At 61.5% G+C, this 23,587-nt stretch carries 17 protein-coding genes and 1 tRNA gene; 9 read left to right on the top strand and 9 right to left on the bottom strand.

Features of this window, described 5'->3' with window-relative positions; all coding sequences use genetic code 11:
* Positions 1 to 79: 79 nt before the first annotated feature.
* From gltB to FFI94_RS17255, 4 genes are all read left to right on the top strand, one after another.
* On the top strand, positions 80 to 4,579 hold the full coding sequence (gene gltB / locus FFI94_RS17270; protein ID WP_138868917.1) for a glutamate synthase large subunit: 4,500 nt from the start codon (positions 80 to 82) through the stop codon (positions 4,577 to 4,579).
* Positions 4,572 to 6,077, top strand: coding sequence for a glutamate synthase subunit beta (locus FFI94_RS17265; protein WP_260684172.1), 1,506 nt, complete (start codon positions 4,572 to 4,574; stop codon positions 6,075 to 6,077). The genes gltB and FFI94_RS17265 overlap by 8 nt, the downstream gene beginning before the upstream one ends.
* A gap of 74 nt (positions 6,078 to 6,151) precedes the next feature.
* The gene (pyk, locus tag FFI94_RS17260) at positions 6,152 to 7,570 is read left to right on the top strand and encodes a pyruvate kinase (RefSeq protein WP_138868916.1); all 1,419 of its coding nucleotides are present in this window, start codon (positions 6,152 to 6,154) and stop codon (positions 7,568 to 7,570) included.
* Between the two features lies 1 nt (position 7,571).
* The gene (locus tag FFI94_RS17255; RefSeq protein ID WP_138868915.1) at positions 7,572 to 8,453 is read left to right on the top strand and encodes an acyl-CoA thioesterase II; all 882 of its coding nucleotides are present in this window, start codon (positions 7,572 to 7,574) and stop codon (positions 8,451 to 8,453) included.
* Here the strand turns inward: FFI94_RS17255 and FFI94_RS17250 are convergent, their stop codons facing one another.
* The gene (locus FFI94_RS17250) at positions 8,454 to 8,957 is read right to left on the bottom strand and encodes an SRPBCC domain-containing protein (protein WP_138868914.1); all 504 of its coding nucleotides are present in this window, start codon (positions 8,955 to 8,957) and stop codon (positions 8,454 to 8,456) included.
* Positions 8,958 to 9,257: 300 nt separating this feature from the next.
* Here FFI94_RS17250 and FFI94_RS17245 point away from each other — a divergent pair, with 300 nt between their 5' ends.
* Positions 9,258 to 10,472: a GNAT family N-acetyltransferase gene (locus tag FFI94_RS17245; RefSeq protein ID WP_138868913.1), complete on the top strand. Its 1,215-nt coding sequence runs from the start codon at positions 9,258 to 9,260 to the stop codon at positions 10,470 to 10,472.
* Here FFI94_RS17245 and FFI94_RS17240 read toward each other — a convergent pair.
* The 3 genes from FFI94_RS17240 to FFI94_RS17230 all read right to left on the bottom strand — a co-directional run bounded on the left by FFI94_RS17240 (position 10,438) and on the right by FFI94_RS17230 (position 12,639).
* Positions 10,438 to 11,688, bottom strand: a complete 1,251-nt coding sequence (locus tag FFI94_RS17240; protein ID WP_138868912.1) for an amidohydrolase — start codon at positions 11,686 to 11,688, stop codon at positions 10,438 to 10,440. The genes FFI94_RS17245 and FFI94_RS17240 overlap by 35 nt on opposite strands.
* A 135-nt stretch (positions 11,689 to 11,823) precedes the next feature.
* The gene (locus FFI94_RS17235; protein ID WP_138868911.1) at positions 11,824 to 12,276 is read right to left on the bottom strand and encodes a hypothetical protein; all 453 of its coding nucleotides are present in this window, start codon (positions 12,274 to 12,276) and stop codon (positions 11,824 to 11,826) included.
* Between the two features lie 286 nt (positions 12,277 to 12,562).
* A tRNA-Leu gene (locus tag FFI94_RS17230) sits at positions 12,563 to 12,639 on the bottom strand.
* A 107-nt stretch (positions 12,640 to 12,746) separates the two neighbouring features.
* Here FFI94_RS17230 and FFI94_RS17225 point away from each other — a divergent pair.
* Both FFI94_RS17225 and FFI94_RS17220 read left to right on the top strand, forming a co-directional pair.
* The gene (locus FFI94_RS17225) at positions 12,747 to 13,364 is read left to right on the top strand and encodes an ANTAR domain-containing response regulator (protein WP_138868910.1); all 618 of its coding nucleotides are present in this window, start codon (positions 12,747 to 12,749) and stop codon (positions 13,362 to 13,364) included.
* 197 nt (positions 13,365 to 13,561) lie between these two features.
* The gene (locus FFI94_RS17220) at positions 13,562 to 14,890 is read left to right on the top strand and encodes an ABC transporter substrate-binding protein (RefSeq protein ID WP_138868909.1); all 1,329 of its coding nucleotides are present in this window, start codon (positions 13,562 to 13,564) and stop codon (positions 14,888 to 14,890) included.
* A 61-nt stretch (positions 14,891 to 14,951) separates the two neighbouring features.
* On the opposite strand, the gene FFI94_RS17215 is transcribed toward FFI94_RS17220, so the two are convergent.
* The 4 genes from FFI94_RS17215 to FFI94_RS17200 are packed head-to-tail and all read right to left on the bottom strand — an operon-like array spanning position 14,952 to position 19,082.
* Positions 14,952 to 15,758 (bottom strand): ABC transporter ATP-binding protein, encoded by an 807-nt coding sequence (locus tag FFI94_RS17215; protein ID WP_138868908.1) that lies wholly within the window; start codon positions 15,756 to 15,758, stop codon positions 14,952 to 14,954.
* Positions 15,755 to 16,783: an ABC transporter ATP-binding protein gene (locus FFI94_RS17210; protein WP_138868907.1), complete on the bottom strand. Its 1,029-nt coding sequence runs from the start codon at positions 16,781 to 16,783 to the stop codon at positions 15,755 to 15,757. Before FFI94_RS17210 ends, FFI94_RS17215 begins: the two co-directional genes overlap by 4 nt.
* The gene (locus FFI94_RS17205) at positions 16,776 to 17,765 is read right to left on the bottom strand and encodes a branched-chain amino acid ABC transporter permease (RefSeq protein WP_092800315.1); all 990 of its coding nucleotides are present in this window, start codon (positions 17,763 to 17,765) and stop codon (positions 16,776 to 16,778) included. Before FFI94_RS17205 ends, FFI94_RS17210 begins: the two co-directional genes overlap by 8 nt.
* Positions 17,766 to 17,771: 6 nt before the next feature.
* Entirely contained in the window at positions 17,772 to 19,082 is a 1,311-nt protein-coding gene (locus FFI94_RS17200; RefSeq protein ID WP_397495451.1) for a branched-chain amino acid ABC transporter permease, read from the bottom strand.
* A 280-nt stretch (positions 19,083 to 19,362) separates the two neighbouring features.
* On the opposite strand from FFI94_RS17200, the gene polA reads away from it, so the two are divergent.
* Positions 19,363 to 22,110: a DNA polymerase I gene (gene polA / locus FFI94_RS17195; RefSeq protein ID WP_138868906.1), complete on the top strand. Its 2,748-nt coding sequence runs from the start codon at positions 19,363 to 19,365 to the stop codon at positions 22,108 to 22,110.
* Positions 22,111 to 22,177: 67 nt separating this feature from the next.
* Here the strand turns inward: polA and trxA are convergent, their stop codons facing one another.
* Complete coding sequence (trxA, locus tag FFI94_RS17190) at positions 22,178 to 22,549, bottom strand: thioredoxin (protein ID WP_138868905.1); 372 nt, start codon at positions 22,547 to 22,549, stop codon at positions 22,178 to 22,180.
* Positions 22,550 to 22,971: 422 nt separating this feature from the next.
* Between trxA and FFI94_RS17185 the strand changes: the two genes are divergently transcribed.
* Complete coding sequence (locus tag FFI94_RS17185; RefSeq protein WP_138868903.1) at positions 22,972 to 23,487, top strand: C40 family peptidase; 516 nt, start codon at positions 22,972 to 22,974, stop codon at positions 23,485 to 23,487.
* The last annotated feature ends 100 nt before the right edge of the window (positions 23,488 to 23,587 follow it).

Here is a 23,587-nt window from a genome sequence, read left to right as displayed (position 1 = left end):
CAACCTGCACATACCGGTTGTAAACTGACCCTTGCCGGTTGCGGGTTCGTGTGGCGGCCCCGCATGGTGGAGGGCACGCATGCTGTTTTCTCAGATGCCTGGTCCGCAGGGGTTGTACAACCCCGATCAGGAAGCAGATTCGTGTGGTGTCGCCGTTGTCGCTGACATCTACGGCAGACGCTCTCATTCGATCGTGCGAGACGGCTTGTCTACGCTGCGCAAGCTGTCCCATCGAGGCGCCATCGGAGCGGATTCCGCCACCGGTGACGGAGCGGGGATACTTGTTCAGTTGCCCGTCGAATTGCTGAGGGCGACCACAGACTTCGTGTTACCAGATGTAAACGGGCGTGGTGAGAATCGGTTTGCGGCCGGTATCTGCTTTCTTCCCCAGGCGGTGCGGCCCCGGCGACGTGCAATCGAGCGGATCGAACGGTGTGCATATTCGGTGGGATTGTCGGTACTCGGTTGGCGAGATGTTCCCGTCGATTCGGGGGTCTTGGGCGCTGCGGCAACGGTCTGTGCGCCGTATGTCAGTCAGTGTTTTGTCGCGGACACGCAGGCAGGCTCGGGCGGGATCGCTTTGGATCGCCGTGTCCTCTTGTTGCGTAAGCGGGCGGAACGGATCACGCCTGACGTTGCAGACGAGGGTTCCGGCGTCTACTTTCCGTCGTTCTCGGCGCGAACGATGGTGTACAAGGCGATGGTGACGCCGTCTCAGTTGACGCAGTTCTACCCGGATCTGGTGGACGAGCGGATGTGCAGCGCACTAGCCGTCGTGCACAGCAGGTTCTCGACCAACACGTTTCCGTCATGGACGCTGGCGCAACCGTTCAGATTTGTCGCACACAACGGTGAGTTCAATACCATTGTGGGAAACCGAAATTGGATGCGGGCGCGCGAGCCGCAACTACGGAGTGAACTCTTCGGTGGTGCTCTGGATGGGCTGACATCGATCTGCACCCCGGGGGTGTCGGATTCTGCGTCGTTCGACGAGGCACTCGAGTTGTTGTCCCTCGGCGGGCGAAGTGTGCCACATTCGGTCGTGATGATGATTCCCGCTGCCTGGGAACAGGATGCGTCGATGTCGGCAGAACTGCGGGCGTTCTATCAATTTCATGCGTGCCTGATGGAGGCATGGGACGGGCCGGCCTCAGTGACGTTCAGTGACGGAACCGTGGTTGGAGCCGTCCTCGACCGCAATGGGCTACGGCCAGGGCGCTGGTGGCGCACTCGGGCGGGCCGGGTCGTATTGTCCAGCGAGAGTGGTGTGTTCGATGTGCCGCCGGCTGACGTGATCGCCAAGGGGCGACTCGAACCCGGTCGAATGTTTCTGCTGGACACCTCGCAACAGCGAATTGTTCCCGACGACGAGATCAAGGCCGAGTTGGCGGGTGCGGCGCCTTACGGGCGCTGGCTCGACGCAAACCTCACCCTGGTCGGCGACATACCTGATCCCCCTAGAGCCCGTGGCGACCCAGAGGTGTTGATCGAGCATCAGCAGGTTTTCGGATACACGGAGGAAGACCTCAGTGTGGTTCTGACGCCGATGGCCGCCACAGGCCACGAGCCGGTGGGGTCGATGGGAACCGACACGCCACTCGCGGTGCTCTCCGAGCGTCCCAGACTGCTGTACGACTACTTCGTTCAACTGTTTGCGCAGGTCACCAATCCGCCGTCGGATGCGATCCGCGAGGAAGTTGTCACCACGCTATCGGTGGTTCTGGGCTCCGAACAGAATCTCCTCGACCCGAACGAATCGTCGTGTAGCCGAACCCTGGTGCACAGGCCAGTTGTGTCCGGGGCCGAACTGGCGGAGATCACCCGCGTATCCGCGGTGCCTGTGACGACGCTGCACGGTGTGTTCGACATCGCCGGCGGCGGAAGCGGCCTGGCAGTGGCGCTCGACAGGCTCCGCGACGAGGCCAGCGCGGCGGTGGACGCCGGGTGTCACATCCTGGTCATCTCCGATCGAAGGTGGGACCGTGCCCACGCGCCGATTCCGTCGTTGCTCGCGGTTGCCGCAGTTCATCACCATCTCGTTCGGACGCGTCAGCGAAGCAAGGTCTCGTTGATCGTCGAGACCGGTGATGCTCGGGAGATTCATCACTGCGCAGTGTTGCTCGGCTACGGCGCTGCTGTTGTCCACCCGTATCTGGCGCTCGAATCAGTTGCGGAATGTGGCCTCGACGGGGTGGATTCATGTACTGCGGCGACGCGTTACCTGGATGCGGCTAATCAAGGCGTGCTCAAGGTGATGTCGAAGATGGGGATTTCGACTGTCCAATCGTACACCGGTGCACAGGTATTCGAGGCTATCGGGCTGAGTGCACAACTTGTCGGCGAGTATTTCTGTGGCACAACCAGCAAGCTCGGTGGCATAGGCCTGGCGGAGATTGCCGAGGACGTGTTGGTGCGCCATGCCGCCGCGCTGGCGGGTCGACGCCAACTCGACTTCGGCGGCGAATACCACTATCGCCGAGATGGTGAGATGCACGTTTTCACACCGGAATCGGTGTTCTTCCTTCAGCATGCCACACGATCAGGGCGCGCCGACGTGTTCCGTCGGTACAGCGACGAGGTCGATCGCAGCGGAGCGCAGGGCGGAACCCTGCGAGGGCTTCTCGGTTTCCGAACCGGAGTTCGGCCCGCAATCTGCATCGACGACGTGGAGCCTGCCGAGGCGATTCTGCGCCGATTCAACACCGGCGCCATGAGTTACGGTTCCTTGTCCGCGGAAGCCCACGAGACGATGGCAATCGCGATGAATTCCATGGGCGGGCGATCCAATTCGGGGGAGGGCGGCGAGGATCCGGATCGCCTGTACGACCGCGCACGTCGTAGCGCCGTGAAACAAGTTGCCAGTGGTAGGTTCGGCGTGACCAGCGATTATCTGGTCAGTGCCAGCGATATTCAGATCAAGATGGCGCAGGGAGCCAAGCCGGGTGAAGGTGGACAACTGCCGGGCAGCAAGGTGTATCCGTGGATTGCCCGGACTAGATATTCGACGCCGGGCGTCGGCCTCATCTCGCCGCCGCAGCATCACGACATCTACTCGATCGAGGACCTCGCCCAGCTGATCTACGATCTGCGCCAGGCCAACAACAGGGCCAGGATTCACGTCAAACTCGTCAGCGCCGTCGGCGTCGGAACCGTCGCAGCAGGCGTTGTCAAAGCGCATGCCGACGTCGTGCTGATTTCCGGCCACGACGGTGGTACCGGTGCGGCTGCGTTGACGTCGATCGAGCATGCCGGGACGCCATGGGAGCTCGGGCTCGCGGAAACTCAGCAGACGTTGGTGCTCAACGGGTTACGCGAGAGGGTCGTACTCCAATGCGACGGTGGCATGCGCACGGCACGCGATATTGTCGTGGCAGCGTTACTCGGCGCGCAGGAATATGGATTCTCGACGGCGCCGTTGATCGCAGCCGGTTGCGTCATGATGCGAGTGTGTCATCTCGACACCTGCCCGGTCGGGGTTGCGACGCAGAATCCGGAACTGCGCGCGCGGTTCACCGGACGTCCCGAGTACGTCACGAGTTTCTTCCGCTTTATCGCCGACGATGTGCGGGAGATACTGGCCGAGATCGGATTCCACAGTCTCGAGGAGGCAGTGGGTCGCGCCGACATGCTCATGCCCTGCACCGAAACCGGCAATCGGAAGAGTCGTCATCTGGACCTGGCGCCGCTCCTGTCGGTTCCGGTCCCGCTACGGTGCGGCGTCGCCGGCGCTGAGCGGCCCCGCGTCGGTGATCTCAACACGATGCTGGTCGAGCGTGCAGCAGACGCACTCCACAACGCGACCCTCGTTCGGATCGACTGCCCCGTCCACACCGGGGACAGGGCAGTGGGTACGGCACTCGGCGCCGAGGCGACCCGGAGATACGGGGCACCAGGACTGCCGGACAACACCATTGTCGTGCGACTGCACGGAACCGCCGGTCAGTCACTTGGTGCGTTCCTACCGAGAGGGATCACACTCGACTTGACCGGCGACGCCAATGATTATGTGGGAAAGGGTCTTTCGGGAGGTCGGATAGCACTCCACCCCGATGCTGATGTCGGCTTTCGGCCCGAAGAGCAGGTGATTGCCGGCAACACGCTCTTGTACGGTGCCACGGCCGGAGAACTGTTTGCGCGCGGCCGGGTGGGGGAGCGGTGTGCTGTGCGCAACTCCGGCGCCGACGCAGTGGTCGAAGGAGCCGGTGATCACGCGTGTGAGTACATGACCGGCGGCCGGGTAGTGATTCTCGGGGCAACCGGCCGAAATCTTGCAGCGGGAATGTCGGGTGGTATCGCATTTCTACTCGACGCGGATCCGAGCAACGTGAACCTCACCTCGGTGACGTTGCAAGAACCGACGCCTGACGATCTCCAGTGGTTGAACATGATGATCACCGCTCATGTCGAATGGACGAGGTCCTGCGTCGGGGCTCGCCTGCTTGCACACTGGTCGTGTGAGTCCGGGCGATTCACCAAGGTGATGCCGGTGGACTACGAGCGAGTAATCGAGGCACAAGGACTGGCAGGGGCTGACGTTGCGGAGCCCGGCGACATTCTGACGGAGACGGCCAGTGCCTGACCCGCGGGGTTTTCTCGGCGCCGCTCGCGCGTCGACGCCGATGCGCCCCGTAACGGAGCGAACAGGTGACTGGCGTGAGGTCTACGCCGAGCTTCCCTCCGATCAGCGTAAGGGCGAAGTATCCGAGCAGGCATCGCGCTGCATGGATTGCGGAATCCCGTACTGCCATGCGGGTCTGTCGGGGTGCCCGCTCGGGAATCTGATCCCGGACTGGAACGACCTTGTGCGACGCGACGACTGGTCCCGGGCCGCAGACCGATTACACGAGACCAACAACTTCCCGGAGTTCACCGGACGACTGTGTCCAGCGCCGTGTGAAACGGCCTGCGTACTTGCGCTTTCCAGTCATCTGAGCAGCGGAAGCGTGGCAATTAAGCGCATCGAAGCGGCGATTGCCGATACCGCCTGGGAAGACGGTTCGGTGCGCCCACAGACCCCGTCCGCAGGCTCCGGCTCCGGGGTGGCCATCGTCGGATCGGGGCCTGCGGGACTCGCTGCAGCGCAACAGCTCACGCGAGTAGGTCACCGAGTCACTGTGTTCGAGCGGCATGACCGAATCGGCGGGCTGCTGCGGTACGGCATCCCCGATTTCAAGATCTCGAAGCATCACATCGATCGTCGACTGGACCAGATGCGCGCCGAGGGCACCGAGTTCGTGACGGAGTGCGACGTGGGAACCGACCTCGCGGCGAGTGAGCTCCTCTCGATCTACGACGCCGTTGTTCTGGCTGTCGGGGCCGGGAGAGCACGTGATGTCGACGTGCCGGGGCGCGAGCTGATCGGCGTTCATCCGGCGATGGAATATCTCGTTCCTGCCAATCGTGAATGCGCCGGCGACGGGCCGAGCGGAATCAACGCAGCCGGTAAGAACGTCGTCATCATCGGCGGCGGCGATACCGGTGCCGACTGCCTCGGGACAGTTCATCGGCAAAGACCTGCGTCGATAGTCGAACTGGATTACCACGAGCAGCCCCCGCGCGATCGTGACGACACCTCGGATCCGTGGCCGCTGTGGCCGTTGGTACTGCGCAGCGCTCCTGCTGACGCCGAGGGGGGAGTGCGTGAGTTCGAGGTAGCAGCTCAGGAATTCGTGGGTGAATCTCACGTGCGGGCCGTGCGCGTCGCTCCCGTCCGGGTGTCTCGGGACGCCAGTGGTCGACGAATTGCCGAACTGGTGGGGGCTCCGTTCGACGTGCCGTGTGACCTTGTATTTCTTGCCGTCGGATTTCTGGGCGTCGAACGCAGCGGCTTGCTGTGTGGCTTCGGGCTCGAACCGAATTCGCGAGGGGTGATCGCGTGCGGACGTGACTGGCAAACGTCCTGCCCTGGTGTCTTCGTGTGCGGAGACGCACACCGTGGTGCTTCGCTGGTGGTCTGGGCTATTGCCGAGGGGCGCTCGGTTGCGTGCGCGGTCGATCGGTATCTGACTGGGGCGTCGACGCTTCCGGCTCCCGTACATCCCGGTGCGTTGCCACTCGTAATTAGGAATCGAAACTGAATCGAGTAAGAACAAAAGGTGCACGTCGGACGCGCCGGATAGAAGTGCGCACTGCGAGCGACTAGGCTCGAGCCGTGAACCGACGGACAAAAATTGTATGCACCCTGGGACCCGCAACAGCTACCGGTGACCGCATCCGTGAGCTCGTGGAGAGCGGCATGGACGTGGCCCGGCTCAACTTCAGCCACGGCGACCATGCCGATCACGAAGAGAATTACATCCGCGTCCGCGCAGCATCCGACGCGACCGGCAAGGCCGTCGGCGTTCTCGCCGACCTGCAAGGCCCGAAGATCCGCCTCGGTCGATTCAAGGACGAGCGGACGGTCTGGGAAAACGGTGAAGAGGTTCGCATCACCGTCGACGACGTCGAGGGTACTCACGACCGCGTCGGAACCACGTACAAGGAACTCGCGCGCGATGCCAAGCCGGGCGATCGACTGCTGGTCGACGACGGCAAGGTCGGTCTTGTCGTCACTGCGGTCGAAGGTAGCGACGTCGTGTGCACGGTCACCGAAGGTGGACCGGTCAGCAATAACAAGGGGCTTTCGCTTCCCGGAATGAATGTGTCCGTTCCGGCATTGTCGGGCAAGGACATCGCCGATCTGGAATTTGCCCTCAAGTTGGGTGTCGACTTCATCGCGCTGTCATTCGTTCGTTCGCCTGCGGACGTCGAACTGGTTCACGCCATCATGGACCGAGTCGGTCGCCGCGTTCCCGTCATCGCGAAGCTCGAGAAGCCGGAAGCAATCGACAATCTCGAGGCCATTGTGTTGGCATTCGACGCCGTGATGGTTGCCCGTGGCGACCTCGGCGTGGAGTTGCCCCTCGAACAGGTTCCGCTCGTACAGAAGCGCGCCATCCAGATTGCTCGTGAAAACGCGAAGCCCGTCATCGTGGCAACGCAGATGCTCGAGTCGATGATCGAGAACTCACGCCCCACTCGCGCTGAGGCTTCCGACGTCGCCAACGCTGTGCTCGACGGCGCCGACGCAGTCATGCTTTCCGGTGAGACATCAGTCGGTAAGTACGTCATGGAAACCGTCCGCACCATGGCACGCATCGTCGAAGCAGTCGAAACCGAATCCACTCGGGTTCCTCCGCTCACTCACGTCCCGCGCACCAAGCGAGGCGTGATCTCCTACGCCGCACGCGATATCGGTGAGCGTCTCGACGCCAAGGCCCTGGTTGCCTTCACCCAGTCCGGCGACACCGTGCGCAGGTTGGCGCGTCTGCACACGCCGTTGCCGCTGCTGGCCTTCACTCCGTTGCCCGAGGTGCGCAGCCAACTGTCACTGACCTGGGGAACCGAGACATTCCTCGTCGACTCGGTGTCCACCACCGATGAAATGGTGCGTCAGGTCGACAGTGCCTTGCTCTCGCTGGGGCGCTACGCGAAGGGTGACCTCGTTGTCATCGTTGCCGGTTCGCCTCCGGGAACCGTGGGCTCCACCAACCTGATTCACGTTCATCGCATCGGCGAAGAGCTCCACTAGCGTGAACGATGCGGACGCGCCGACAGACCTGGATGCGCTTCTCGGTCTGCTCGATCTCGAACCTATCGGAGACGACGCGTTCCGCGGCCATCACCCGGCACAGGTAAGTTCACGGACGTTCGGCGGCCAATTGGTGTCTCAGGCACTGATGGCCGCTGGCCGTACCGTCGACGGTGACCGGCCGATTCATGCCATCAACGGTCACTTCATTCGCGGCGGAGATGTCAAGGCGCCTATCGACTATCGCGTCGAACGGCATCGTGACGGCCGGGCGTTCGCGAACCGTCAGGTCACCGCGTATCAAGGCGACAACGAGCTGTTCGTGATGCTGGCAGCATTCCAGGATTCCGGCACGGGGCTCGAACATGCCGTCGAGATTCCGGATGTTCCGTTACCGGAGTCGTTGCCGCCCTTAGGTGATCGACTGTCCGGCTACGAGGCGACGCTTCCGCACTTCGTGGGCGCACTCAAACCGATCGACATGCGGTACGCCAACGATCCGGCGTGGATCCTGAAAGGCACGGGGGAGAAGCTCACCCACAATCGCGTGTGGATGCGACCGGACGGCGCACTGCCGGACGATCCGCTGATCCATGCTGCAGTGTTGGCCTACTCGTCGGATACGACCGTGCTGGATTCCATCCTGACCACCCATGGATTGTCGTGGGGGCACGATCGAATTGTTGCAGCGACCGTGAATCATTCGATCTGGTTTCACAGGCCGTTCCGGTTCGACGACTGGGTTCTGTACGCGACAGAATCGCCCGTTGCCGCGGGTTCTCGGGGACTGGCAACCGGGCGATACTTCTCCATCGAGGGCATGCTGATGGCGACGGTTGTGCAGGAAGGCGTCATCAGGCACTTCCCGCGCAGGGGAGACTAGTCAGGCTGATTTGCGGTACTGCGAGGCGAGTTCGTCGGCGCGATCCCAGGGAGACCAGTCGACTTCACGGCCGTCGAGTTGTGCCGCAACCACTTCCAGGCCCGCGTGCCAGCCCGCTGCGTGTGCGTATGCGGAGTCCTCGTCCTCCATTGTGTGGGTGAGGGTCAGCCAGCACCCTCCGGTGCCGTCAGGGTGTAGTTCCCAGTGCAATGTGTCTGCGTCCCACAGGTACTCGAATATGTGGTGCGGGTGGACACTGATGACAGTTCCGTGCGTGCTGTGATCTGCGGGCAATCCGTATCGCTCGACCTGCTGTGGCGTGACTTTGAACAGGAGATCTGCGCCTGGGGTGAGATTGAAATCGACGTCGGCGGGAAACCAGGTGTCGAGGAATTCGCGCTGAGTGATGACCTTCCATACTTTGTCCGGCGAGTGTGGAACGGCGAGCCGGAAGTTCAGAGACACCCGACCGTCGTACGTCAGGTTGATTGTGCCGTTGTCCATCGGTGCCTCCAACGTTGGTGCCCGTGCGGTTGCCACTATCGTGCCATTTTTGTGGCCCGGACGGAATAACTGCAGGTCAGATCGTTGTAATGTGTTCATTTCGATGTCCTCGTGGCGATCTGCACTTCTCTGTCTATGACGGCAACCGAGGACAAAGGCAATTGTTTGGTTATCGTCTATTCTCCGTTTCCGTTGGTTTGTCATACCGTTTGGACTGCTGATTCTCGGTTTGTTCGTTCAGGATCTGACGAAAGTGCTAGTTCTGGTGAACACTTGGTAATGCAATGGTAAGTTCGAGTCATGGTCGTAACGAAGGTGTCCCGGGCGAACCGCGCCACTAGCGACGACGCGGCCCGCGTATTTGGCCATACTGTGCGCTACTACGACAACCCGGAGACAATCCGCGCGGACTGGGAGCGCTTGGCTGCCCGCGCCGGAACTCGAATGTCGTCGCGGTTTCTGTATGCGGTAGGCGCTCACAACACTGACGGCAATGGATCCTTCCTGCTGGTCGCGGTGTACCGAGGATCCGAGATGGTAGCGCTGGCACCCTTTGCGGTTCGCCGGATGCTGACTGTCGAGGTGGTTCGCCTTCTCGGGCATGGGCGCGGTGTGATCGGCGAGATTCTGGCAGACGACGCCGATGCCGCTCGGGCACTCTGGCGAGCGGTCGCAGACCGTGGATTGGTGCTGCACGCCGATCTTGTCGTTGGCTCGGACGTTGCAGTCAGCGCCTTGTTGGACGATCCGCGATGGAACTGCGTTGTGCGAGTTCGCGATACACATCTCTCGGTCGATGTGCCGAAAGGAACTGTCCCCGCAGACATTCGCAGCGCCCGTTCGTTGAAGCGGCTGCGTTCCTATCGGACGGCACTCACCCGATCCGGGTCTTCACTGGAATTCGAGCAGTTGACGACCCCAGCCGATGTGGATCGGCGATGGTCCGATCTGTGCGTGGTCGCTGCCATCGGAACGTCGGGCCGCGACCGCGTCAACTTCCTGGCACCGCCGAACGAGCAATTCGTCTATCGCTTCCTCCGCGCGGAAGCCGAACTCGGACGCCTCGTCATTCTCGGGTTGGTCATCGACGGAGTGTGGTGTGCGCACGATGTTTCCGTTCGGACCGGCAATCGGCTCGAAGGATGGGTCACGCATTACCGTCCTGAATGCGCCCACACTCAACCTGGACATCAAATGATGGAATGGCTTGTCGCGCAGCGCAAAGAACTTGCCGTCGACGTGCTCGACATGGGAATCGGTCCCACCGACTTGAAATTGGTGTGGGCCAACAACCGCACACCGGTAGTGACCATCACCGGTGTGCAGTCGGGCAGAATCGGTGCGCGGGCCATTGTTCGCGCAATCGAAACCTGGGAATCAGGATCGTTGGTCAGCCGCTCGAGAAATCTGCGTGACAAGGCCCGGGCGGTTCTGCGTCGCGGACGCGAAGCAGTGGACGCGTTAGGCGGTGGCCGTTCGATCAGGCCGACGGCAACCACGTCCTCGTTGCCGTGACGAGGGCGGAAACTCCGATGGTCAGTGTCGGTTCGATAACGGGCGCGTAGTGCGGGGAGTGGTTCGACGGCACGGTCCGTAGGGCCGGGTCGGTCATGTCGCCCGTCGTGAACAGCGAAGGGTCGGTGCCACCGAGCAGCCAGTACGACAGCTGTGCGCCCGAACTCGTCGCGAGGATGCCGACATCCTCGCTGCCCGCTCCGGCCCCCGGATCGAGGATGTTGTCCTCGCCCAACCAGTCAGCAAACGCATCGAGGGTTTTGCCCAGAGCGGCAGGATCGTTCACGACGATCGGGAAGCGTTCGATCTCGGTGATGGTGGGCTCTTCCGGGGCACCGGCAGTTGTGGCTTCGCCCCGCACGATCCGGTCCACACTGCTCAGAATGCGCTCTCGGACGGCAGCGTCGTAGCTTCGGATGTTCAACTGCAGTTCGGCTTCGCCGGGAATGACATTGGCTGCGTCGCCGGCGTGGATGGACCCAACGGTGAGCACTGCGATCGCCGTGCTCGGGACCTCGCGGGAGATGATTGTCTGCAGTCGCAGAACGGTCTCTGCTGCCATCACCACCGGATCGACGGAGTTTTCGGGCATGGACCCGTGTGCGCCTTTGCCGACGAGCCGCACGCGCAGCGAGTCGGAACCCGCGTACGACGGGCCTGCGTGGCCGGCGATCTTTCCGGCAGGCAACGGAGCTACGTGTTGTCCCAGAACAACGTCGGGTTTCGGGATCTTGTCGAACAATCCGTCGTCGACCATGGCTTGGGAACCGGCCCCGAGTTCTTCGGCGGGTTGGAAGACGAGTAGGAGGGTGCCGGACCAACTGGCGGTGTCTGTGGAGAGGATCTGGGCGGCACCCAACAGGCATGTGGTGTGGAGGTCGTGGCCGCAGGCGTGAGCCACCGGAACGGTTTTCCCGTTCTGGTCGGTCGCGGTGGCAGTGCTGGCGTAATCCAGTCCGGTGTCTTCCTTGACCGGGAGTGCGTCCATGTCGGCACGCAGGAGCGCGGTTGGTCCCGGTCCGTTCTTCAGGACACCGACTACTCCTGTCTTCCCAATTCCGGTGGTGACGTCGAAGCCGAGTGCGGTCAGGCGCGTCGCCACTATTTCAGCGGTGCGATGTTCCTGGAAACCGAGTTCGGGATGGCTGTGGAGGTCCTTGTACAGGTCGGCGAGCTTCGGATCTACGTTGATGTTCTCGTGCGCTGCGTGCGGCATGAGAGTCCTCTCGATCGAGAAAAGCAGACTAATCGGACGAAATTTGACGCTAACAGGGTTCGGCCGAGAGGGCGCCGAACGTTACCTGAATGAGTTGATGGACGTCAGCGCCGAAATGTGAGGAGTGCCGAGTATTCAGGCCGGCGCGTAGAAGACGTCGACAACAATGTGACCAGGCGATTCCGTTCCGATCACCTGGAACTCGGGGTGCCCTGCGGCAGTGCCGACAAAAGATTGAACGATCTCACGGCTTACCAGTGCGGTCTCGACACCCGCGATGGTGCCGCCATACGTTTCGATTGGTGGAAATTGTTGTCGCGCAGTAACTCCCATGATATCGACTTGAAGGATGGCCGAGCCGTTCACGTCGACCACGTGATTGTCGCCGCCGCGAATCGCTTCGCTGACATACTCGACTTTCCATGTCACAGTGCCGGTTCCACTCAGGTGATACGTCACCCGCGAACGGTCGTGAAGGTGCTCGATGGCGACGTCGGTTACCTCGGCGAGAGGTAGCGGTGAGTTTGTTTCAGTTCCGGGAACAACAACACTGGGTGGCACATTCAGCGGAGGACTTCCGATTCTCATCGTACCGGTCTGAGCAACTGAGCCGTCGACTGCTGAGTGCGACGGACGCGATGTGGAGTCGGAATCCGGTCTCGGAGATTCGGACTGGCTTTGGCACCCGGTCAGAATGGCGACAGTAAGAAGTGCTCCGGACCACGCAACAAAATATCGGTGCCGCATGAGAAAAACTTATCGGCTCTGCGAGTGACCCATACTCGGATTGCGAATATCTCGGATCCTGAATATCTGTTTCTGCGAATGTCGCGTACGGCCGGTGATTTCCGACTGTCCGCAACATCCACATGCGTGGTGCCCTCGGTGAGACTCGAACTCACACTGGACGGGTTTTGAATCCGTTTCCTCTGCCAATTGGGATACGAGGGCTTGTTGCGATGACTACATTAGAAGATGCGTTTCGAATGTCAAACACCGGTACCCTCTAAATGTTCGCGTCTCGTGTCGGGGCGGTTCGATCGAGGAGGGTGGTGGCCATGAATTCGCTAGAGCTGCAAGGCAATCAGAGCAAATCGCGTCGTGTGGTTGTTGCCGAGGACGAAGCGCTGATCCGTATGGATCTGGTCGAGATGCTCCGCGAAGAGGGTTACGACGTTGTCGGCGAGGCCGGCGACGGTCAGGTTGCAGTCGAACTTGCGGAGGAACTCAAGCCTGATCTTGTGATCATGGACGTGAAAATGCCCAGGCGCGACGGTATTGACGCAGCATCGGAGATCGCGGCCAAGCGAATTGCTCCTGTGGTCATTCTCACAGCGTTCAGTCAGCGTGAATTGGTTGAGCGAGCGCGAGATGCGGGCGCCATGGCGTATTTGGTCAAACCTTTCTCGATTTCCGATCTTGTCCCGGCTGTTGAATTGGCCGTCAGCAGATTCCGTGAGGTCACTGCGCTGGAACGCGAAGTGGCGGATCTCTCCGACCGCTTGGAGGCGCGCAAGCTGATCGAGCGGGCCAAAAGTGTGTTGATGGTGCGTCAGGCGCTCACCGAACCGGAGGCGTTCAAATGGATCCAGCGCGCCGCCATGGATCGCCGCTCCACGATGAAGGCCGTCGCGCTGGTCGTGATCGAAACCCTGGGCGGTGAACCGAACGCTTGAATCGGGCGCGACCCGTTCCGCACCGCACATCAAACCGCGCATTCGGCACGGTTGTGTAAATTGTCGAGGCCCTCAGGTAACAGTCAGGTCACAGGGCTTTCTTGTCGGATCGCGATACGGTTTCGGGGTCTAGCGTCTTTTCCCACAGCGAGCGTCGTTTCGTTGACGCGAGCACCGGCTGATCTAAGGAGCGTGGGATGGCTAGACGAACACTTGTGCGCACTGCCGCAGTTCTCGGCGTTGCAGCGTTAGCATTGGCAGGCTGTAGCTCGGACGACTCCGACAGTTCGTCATCGGGCACCACCACGTCCGGTTCCGCAGCGGCAACAACCGTCTCGACGGATTGCACGCCGCAGCAGGCCACGGCGGGCGCTACTCCATCCACAGAACCTCTGCGCATCGGAACCTTGTTGCCCGACACGGGAAGTCTGTCGTTCCTGGGCCCGCCGATGGTTGCGGGTACGCAGCTCGGTGTCAACGACGTCAACGCGGCGGGCGGTGTGCTCGGAGCACCCGTCCAGTTGATCCCCGGCGATTCCGGCGATACGACGACGGACACGGCCAACACCACCGTCGACCGTGAATTGGCGGCAGGCACCCAGGTGATTGTCGGCGCGGCGTCGTCGTCCGTGTCACTGAAGGTGATCGACAAGATCGCAAGTGCGGGCGTCGTCATGTTCTCCCCAGCCAATACCTCCGACCAGTTTGTCTGCTACCCCGACAAGGGCATGTACTTCCGCACCGCTCCCACGGACGTACTGCAGGCTCAAGCTGTCGCACAGCTCATTTCAGACGACGGTGGACAGCGAGTAGCCATCCTGGCTATGAACGATCCCTACGGCACGGGTCTCGCCGACAACATCCAGAAGAATTTGATCGACTCGGGTATTCCGTCGGATCAGGTCGAGAAGATCATCTACGACCCCAACGCACAGTCTTTCAACTCCGAGGTTGATCAGATCAAGAACTTCAATCCGGATGCAGTGGCGTTGGTGGGCTTCGAGGAATCGGCGAAGATCATCACCCGTATGCACGAGGTGGGTATCGGACCGTCCGACGGTATGGCGCTGTACGGCGTCGACGGCAACATGGGTAACGCGCTCGGTGAAGCCGTTGCGACGCCGCTGCTCGACACTATGCAGGGCACCACGCCGTTGACCGATGTGGGAGCCGCGTTCCAGGATCGATTGAAGGCTGTCAACAGCGCATTGATCGACTTCAACTACGCGGGTGAGTCGTACGACGCCGTGGTGATTTCGGCGCTCGCAGCTGAGCAGGCGAAGTCGACGGCAGGCGTCGATATCGCCGCCAACATCAACAGCGTCACCGAGGGCGGCACCAAGTGCACGTCGTACGCGGAATGCCTGCCGCTGGTGAAGGCGGGAACCGACATCGATTACGACGGCATCACCGGTGAACTCGACTTCAACGACTCGGGCGAGCCGTCCATCGGTTCGTACGGCAAGTTGGTGTTCGGGCCTACGAACACGCTGACCACCGAAGGATTTGTGGTCGTCGGTAAGTAGCAGTTCAGAACACAAAGGTGGGCCAAGGTCGCGAAGACCTTGGCCCACCTTTGTGCCGTGGTTACTTCTCTTTGCTGCCGGCCAGCGTTCCGAGGTACAACTCGATGACTTTGGGGTCGTTCATGAGATTGGCTCCGGTGTCGGTGTACGCGTTCTTGCCCTGATCCAGCACATACCCGCGATCGCAGATCTGGAGGCATCGTCGCGCATTCTGCTCGACCATGATCACCGATACACCGGCTGCATTGATCTTCTTGCAGCGAATGAACACCTCGTCCTGGAACATCGGTGACAGCCCGGCGGACGGCTCGTCGAGGAGAAGGACCGAAGGATCCATCATCAGAGCCCGGCCCATCGCGACCATCTGACGTTCGCCGCCGGAGAGTGCGCCTGCCTTGACCTTTCGGCGTTCGCTCAGCAGCGGGAACAGTTCACTGACAAAAGCAAATCGTTCGGCGAAGGCCTTGGGGCGCAGATAGATTCCCATTTCCAGATTCTCTTCGATGGTCAAGGTTTGGAAGACGTTCTGAGTTTGGGGAACGTATCCCACTCCCTTCTGGACGAGTACGTGAGCGGGGGCGGACGTGATGTTGTCCTCCCGGAGAGTGACCGAACCTTCGCGGACGGGGATAAGCCCGAACAGTGATTTGAGCAGCGTCGACTTGCCGGCGCCGTTCGGCCCGATGATGCCGACGATTTCACCTTCCTTCAGGAAGAAGTTGCATTCACGCAGGATGTTGACGCCGGGAATGTAGCCGGCCACGACGCCGTCGGCGCGAAGCAGTGCGCCCGCCGACAGTCGAGCGTGTTCCTCGGCAGTTGCGGCGAATTCCGCGGGAGTGAGTGATCGTGCTTCGTTCTCGCTCATGGCTTCTCGTGCCTTCCCCGCGATTCATCCGGACTGGATTCGAGAACCTCGACCACCTCGGCCGGTAGGTTACCCAGATCCGGCTCCGACAGATCGCCGCCCGCTTCGAGCGTCTCGACTTCGGCTTCGGCCAGAGCGGCCGCCAGAACCGCGGTGTCGCCCACCGGATTACCGTCGTCGTCGAACTCGAGAGCCTGATCGTGATGGCTACCCAGATAGGCGTCGACGACGGCGGTGTTCGACGAGAGTTCGTCCGGCGTCGACTCCGCGATGACGCTGCCTTGAGCCATGACGACCACCCAGTCGCTGATGTCGCGGATCACGTCCATGTCGTGTTCGACGAAGACGACCGTCATACCCTCGTCTCGCAGCGATTTGATGTGGCCCAGCAAGCTCTGTGTCAGGGCGGGATTGACGCCTGCCATGGGTTCGTCGAGCATCACGACGGATGGTTCCGTCATGAGTGCCCGTGCCATTTCGAGGAGTTTGCGCTGACCGCCTGACAGTGAACCGGCAAGGTCGTCGGCTTTGGTGTCGAGCTTGAATCGTCCCAGCAGTTCGTGGGCGCGCTCGGTGATCTCCCGTTCCTGCGCCTTCCAGGTCCAGGGCAGCAGCGACGTGAAGATTCGTTCGCCGCGTTGCCCGGTGGCTCCGAGCCGAACATTGTCGAGCACTGTCAGTTTCGACAGCGCCTTGGTCAGCTGGAACGTGCGGACCACGCCTTTACGCGCCACCTGATGGGGATACATGCGCCCCAATGACTGACCGTCCATCGACCAGGTTCCCGTGTCCGGACGATCGAAGCCGGTGAGAAGGTTGAACAGGGTGGTCTTTCCGGCGCCGTTCGGCCCGATCAGCCCGGTGATACACCCGCGTTGGATTTCGAGATGGTCGACGTCAACGGCTTTGAGGCCGCCGAACGTCCGTGACACCTTGTCGGCCACCAACACCGGGTCGGGCTTGGCCGATCCCGGAACGTGGGGAACGTCGGCAAAGATCTGTGCTCGTGTTTCGGCGTCAAGCATTGAGTTGCACCTCCCGCTTGTTACCCAGTATTCCCTGCGGCCGGAACACCATCAGGAGAGCAATCATCAAACCCAGAAGCACGTATCGGGTGGCGCCGACCTGCTGCTCCGTCAGAGACAGGAGCGGGTTCTCGCCCGAGATCGCCTGACGCAGCAACGCGTCGGGGATGGCGAGGAGGAACCAGAACAGCATCGCTCCGACGACCGGGCCGAATACGGTTGCGGCACCGCCCAGGATCAACGCTCCGAATGCGAAGAAGGTCTGGGCCGTCGAGTAGAAGTCGGGGTTGATGGATTTGGTCTGCAGGGCGTTGAAGACTCCGGCCATACCGCCGATCACGCCGCCGATCACCAATGCCTGCATCTTGTACACGAAGACGTTCTTTCCCAACGACCGTGCCGCGTCCTCGTCTTCGCGGACTGCTTTGAGGACACGACCCCACGGACTGTGGCTGAGCAGATACACAATTCCGCAGAGAATCAGCACGAGAGTCCATCCCACGACCATCGACCACAGGTCGTCGCCGTAGAACTTCACACCGAGGAACGAGTACTGCTTTGCAGAGTCGAACGGGCTCAACGAGGTGAAGGGTTCGGCAAAGCTGAAGAGTCCGTTGGTCGATCCGGTGACGGAGTCCGATGCCGTCGACCGGAAGATCAGTCGCAGGATCTCCGCGGCGGCAATGGTGACGATGGCGAGGTAGTCCGCGCGCAGGCGAAGAGTCGGAATGCCGAGGACCAATGCGAGAAGGCCCGCAGCGGTCAGTCCGACGATGATTCCCAGCCACAGCGGTTGGTCGTATGTCACCGTCATGATGCCGACGCCGTACCCACCGAGCAAGGCAAAACCGATCTGGCCGAAGTTCAGCAGGCCGGCATAACCGAAGTGCAAGTTGAGGCCGATGGCCAACAACGCGTAGAAGATCGCCGACGGCCCGATGAACTGGGCGAAGGAGACTTGGAGTGCTCCGATGATGTCCATATCCACTCACCCGATCCGTTGTCTGGATCCGAGGATGCCCTGAGGGCGAACCACGAGAATCACGATCAAGACGAGAAGCCCGCCGATGTATTTGAGGTCGGGATTGATGATCAACGTCGAAAGCTGAACCAGCAGGCCGACTATGACGCACCCGAGAAGTGCACCGTAGGCGGTGCCGAGTCCGCCGAGGGTGATACCCGCGAACATCAGGAGTAGGAGTTTGAATCCCATCTCCCACTGGACGCGTCCACCGAGCTCGGAGATGCCGAACAAGACGCCGCCGAGGGCAGCCAATCCGCCGCCGAGTCCCCAGACGAACATGATCACGCGTTCGACGTTGATACCGGACGACGCGGCGAGGTCGCGGTTGTCGGCAACGGCGCGCATTGCCTTTCCGATGCGCGTCTTCTGCAGAAGCAGTGCCACGCCGACCAACACGATCAAACTGACGACCATGACAGCGGCATTGGCGTCTGTCAGCGCGATCGGTCCCCAGTTCTTCTCGACCTGACCTTGGTAGTCGTCGAAGGGTTCGGCGCGATCGGAGAAGAAGATCAGAATCAGGTAGCGCAGGGCGATGGCAAGTCCGATCGAGACGACCAACTGTGCGATCAATCCGGTCTTGCGTTTGCGCAGGGGTTTCCAGACAACCCCGTTGGTCAGAACGCCGATGCCGATGCCGACGATGATCGCGAGCAGCGTCGCCGGTATCAAGGGGATTCCGACCGAGGTGTTGAATGCCCACGCGGCGACGGCGCCTAGAGTCACCATCTCACCGTGTGCGAAGTTGGTCAGCCCGGTGGTTCCGTAGATCAGGCTCAATCCGACACCGGCGATGGCGATCACGAGTCCGAAGCGGAGACCGTCGACGGTTGTTCTGACGAGTTTCTCACCGAAGCTCACATTGGATGCGGTGCGCACTTCGCCGAACGAGAAGATCACCGTGTTCGCGCGGCCGGCGATCACTTCGCGTTCGACGGTGGCCTGCACGCTCACCCCGTCCGGAAGGGTGTCGGCAACAATTTCGAATGTGTAGACACCCGGAGCGACCGCCAATTCCCAACGGCCGTTCTGGGCGGATTCACCGGTAGCGACTTCGGCGCCGGACGAGTCAAGGGCGCGAACGGTCACGCCTTCAAGCCGTGTTCCCCCGTTGTTGAGGTTGCCGCTGACGGGAACGGCATTGTCCGGTACTGCAGGTGCGGTCGAGATGGTCGGAGATTCGGGGGTGGTGGTCGGTTCCTGCGCCGACGCGGTTCCCGCGAAAGTGAGTACAGCAATTATGACGAGCAGGGCAAAGGCCAGGATTCGGCTCAATGTGGCGAGGGTATGCCGTTTCACTACGGGTGGGGCCACGTACGTCCTCCGAGCGGGTCGGGACAAGGTTGCCGCGCAGCCAGCGAGGTGTCAGCCCGTTGCTGCGATTTCCGGACTCTAACGGCTCTGTTCGCTCCAGACGGGGTTCTGCGATTTCCGGCATGTTTCGGTTCCGTATCGAAGCTTCGCAGAGCTGCGATTGACCGGATTTCGGGCGTGTTACTGCGTAAAGGACCGTGGGCGGCATGTGTGTCGGTCCGAATCCCTAGACTGATGAACCGTGAGCCCCGCAACCACGACTCGGTCCAGCACGTCCACCGCCGCAACCGGCACGTCCGGCAAGGCAGACGATCGTCCCCTTTTGATGCTTCTCGACGGGCATTCTCTGGCATTTCGTGCCTTCTACGCGTTGCCGGCGGAGAACTTCAAGACACAAAGTGGTCAAACCACCAATGCGGTGTACGGCTTCACGTCGATGCTGATCAATCTGCTCCGTGACGAACAGCCCACCCACTTGGCCGCTGCGTTCGACGTTTCCCGTCAGACGTTCCGCGCGGAGCTGTTTCCGGAGTACAAGGCGCAACGCGCCAAGGCTCCGGACGAGTTCAAGGGGCAGATCGACATCACCAAGGACGTTCTCGGCGCGATGGGGATTCCGGTCATGGCCGAGGAAGGCTTCGAAGCCGACGACGTCATCGCCACGTTGACGACGCAAGCCGAAGCGCTCGGGTACCGCGTACTCGTTGTCACGGGCGACCGCGACTCACTGCAACTGGTCACGGAGAACGTGACGGTGCTGTACCCGAAGAAGGGCGTGTCGGAACTCACCCGGTTCACACCCGACGCAGTCGAGGAAAAATACAGCCTGTCGCCGGCCCAGTACCCGGATTTCGCGGCGCTGCGCGGCGACCCGAGTGACAACCTTCCCGGCATCCCGGGAGTGGGGGAGAAGACCGCTACCAAGTGGATTCGTGAATACGGAGACCTGCAGGGTTTGGTCGACAACGTCGACAAGGTCCGGGGCAAGGTGGGCGACTCGTTGCGGGAAAACCTCGCCAATGTGTTGCTCAACCGTCAGCTCACCGAGATGATTCGGGACGTGCCGCTCCCGTACACACCCGAGCAACTGGTACTGGCTCCGTGGGATCGCGAGAAGATCCACGCGTTGTTCGACGACCTCGAGTTCAAGGTTCTCCGCGATCGCCTGTTTGCGACATTGTCGTCCTCCGAGCCCGAAGCAGAAGAGGGCTTCGAGGTCAGCGGCGACGCACTTGCGCCGGGTGCAGTTGCGGAGTGGCTGGACGCTCACGCACGCACCGGATCCCGTCACGGCGTTGCCGTCCTCGGAACCCGCAGCACGTTCGCCGGCGACGTGAGCGCACTTGCCATCGCGGCGTCCGACGGTGAGTGCGCCTACATTTCCACCACGTCGGCCACTGCGGAAGACGAAGCAGCACTCGGTGATTGGCTGGCCGATGTGTCCGAGCCCAAGGCTGTGCACGAGGCCAAGTGGGCAATCCATGCCCTACGTGGCCGCGGGTGGACCTTGGGCGGATTGACCAGCGACACCGCACTCGCGGCATATTTGGTGCGTCCCGGTCAACGGTCCTTCAACCTCGACGACCTCTCGCTCCGTTACCTCAAGCGTGAACTGCGCGCCGAATCATCAGGGCAGGAACAGCTCTCGCTGCTCGACGACACAGATCAGCTCGACGCCGAGGCGGCAGAGACCGCAATGCTCAGTGCGCAGGCCGTACTCGACCTTGCGCAGGCACTCGACAACGAACTCGAATCGATCGAGTCGACGTCGCTGCTCTCCGACATGGAGTTGCCGTTGACGATCGAACTCGCACAGATCGAGGCAACGGGTATTGCAGTCGACACCGCGCACCTGCACGATCTGCAGAGTCGGTTCGCCTCCGAGGTATCCGACGCCGCCAACTCGGCGTACGCCGTGATCGACAAGCAGATCAATCTCGGTTCCCCGAAGCAGTTGCAGGTTGTGCTCTTCGAGGACCTCGACATGCCCAAGACCAAGAAGACCAAGACGGGTTACACAACGGACGCCGAGGCATTGCAGGGCCTCTTCGACAAGACCGGGCACCCGTTCCTCGAGCACCTCCTTGCGCACCGCGACGCAACACGCATGAAAGTCACCGTGGACGGCCTGCTCAAGTCAGTCGCCGAAGACGGGCGGATTCACACCACGTTCAACCAGACCGTCGCTGCGACCGGCCGCCTGTCGTCAACCGACCCGAACTTGCAGAACATCCCCGTGCGCAACCAAGCGGGACGCGAGATCCGCGACGGTTTTGTGGTCGGCAACGGCTTCGACGTGCTGCTGACCGCCGACTACAGCCAGATCGAAATGCGAATCATGGCGCATGTGTCGGGCGACGAAGGGCTCATCGAGGCATTCAACACCGGTGAGGACCTGCACAGCTTTGTCGGTTCGCGCGCATTCGGCGTGCCGATCGAGGAGGTCATCCCGGAATTGCGTCGTCGGGTCAAGGCAATGTCGTACGGACTCGCCTACGGACTCAGTGCCTACGGCTTGGCGTCACAGCTCAAGATATCGACCGAAGAGGCAAAGCAGCAGATGGATGCCTACTTCGCGCGATTCGGCGGCGTACGTGACTACCTCCACGCCGTGGTCGAGCAAGCGCGCAAGGACGGTTACACCTCGACGCTCTACGGCCGTCGTCGCTACCTGCCCGATCTCAACAGCGACAACCGTCAGCGCCGCGAGGTTGCCGAGCGCGCCGCGCTCAATGCGCCCATCCAGGGCACGGCAGCCGACATCATCAAGGTCGCGATGATCAACGTCCAGAAGGCGCTTGCCGATGCTGGACTCAAATCGCGGATGCTGTTGCAGGTTCACGACGAGTTGGTACTCGAGGTCGTGGCTTCCGAACTCGAGCAGGTCACAGCGCTGGTCAAGGACAAGATGTCCACCGCTATCGAACTGTCTGTTCCGCTCGATGTCTCGGTCGGCACCGGCCGCAGTTGGGACAGCGCCGCACACTGATCTGTGCAATGAAAAATGGCGCAGGGCAATCGAATTCGATTTCCCTGCGCCATTCTTGTTGTGACAGTTACTCGGCGGAAGCAGACTGTTCTGCGATCTGCTTGCGCACCTCGTCCATGTCGAGTGCCTTGACCTGAGTGATCAGATCCTCGAGTGCGGGGGCGGGCAGAGCGCCGGCCTGGTTGAACACGAGGACGCCCTCACGGAAAGCCATGATCGTGGGGATGGAGCGGATGTTCGCCGCTGCGGCGATACCCTGCTCAGCCTCGGTGTCGACCTTGGCATGGACAACGTCGGCATGCTTGTCCGCGGAAGCCTCGAAGGTGGGAGCGAACTGGCGGCATGGGCCGCACCACGAAGCCCAGAAGTCCACGAGTACGACATCGCTGCCGTTGATGGTTTCGTCGAAGTTCGCCTGGGTGAGTGTCTGGGTGGCCACGAGGGTCCTTTCCATAGTTCGGTGCGCTGTGAAGCAGCAGCTGTTGGTCTGTGCAACGCCGAGGAATCGACAATTCTTCCCTGCGGGGTCGATCGAACTGCACACGAGGCTGCATGGATGGGGCCGAAGTACCTGGACAGGTACCTACACGTACCTACCTCGAAACTCTCATTGCTGCATCTACCAGCATAAATGCATATTTGTCCGGGCTGGAACAGACTCGCAGGTCTGAAGATGGGAGCCCACGTGTCGGCAGTGGGTGACGCGTGGCACATCAAATACGTGGTTCCGGGCGCAGAACCGAAACAGGTATGCCATGGGCAATTCAGCGGAAGCCAGGAGCGCGAACCGCCGACAGAGTTGTGGGCATCACCGCAACCCGACCGGGCAGCGGGACACCCTGAAGGGAAATCCACAAGCTCATGGCCGTACGCACTACCGCTCGAACCACCGTTCTGACCCGCATTCTTCGTAGCGCCATCGTTATCGGTGCGCTCACCTCCGGAGCTTTTGCCTCCACTGTCACCGGCGCGAGTGCTCAGCCGCTGGCAGTCCCGTCCCAGTCGACTCACGTTCAGCAGGTTGCCTTCTACTCGTCAGCCGGATCGCAGGCCGTGAACGCAGCGGAGTCGAAGATCGGGGCACCGTACGTGTGGGGCGCGACCGGGCCTAGCTCGTTCGACTGCTCCGGACTGGTTCAGTGGGCATACGCGCAGGCCGGTGTATCGATCCCGCGCACGACTTATGCGCAGGAAGCCGGCGGCATCCCCGTATCTCGGGCAGACCTGCAGCCGGGCGACCTGGTGCTCTACTACGGCGGCGACCACGTTGGCATCTATGCCGGCAACGGCACGGTAGTGCATGCGCCGACATCCGGAGAGTCGGTCAAGTACGCGCCGGTCGACTCGATGCCTTTCCACGCCGCACGCCGGTACTGATCGAACGACCCCAGACATCGCGAGGTGCAGAGAGTGACGGACAGTCGAACTACAGATATTCGATGCCTGACAATTCTGCACTGCGATGGGTGCGGGAGGC

The sequence above is a fragment of the Rhodococcus sp. KBS0724 genome, from assembly GCF_005938745.2.
Lineage (GTDB): Bacteria > Actinomycetota > Actinomycetes > Mycobacteriales > Mycobacteriaceae > Rhodococcus_F.
This window is presented reverse-complemented; position numbering and strand designations above follow the sequence as displayed.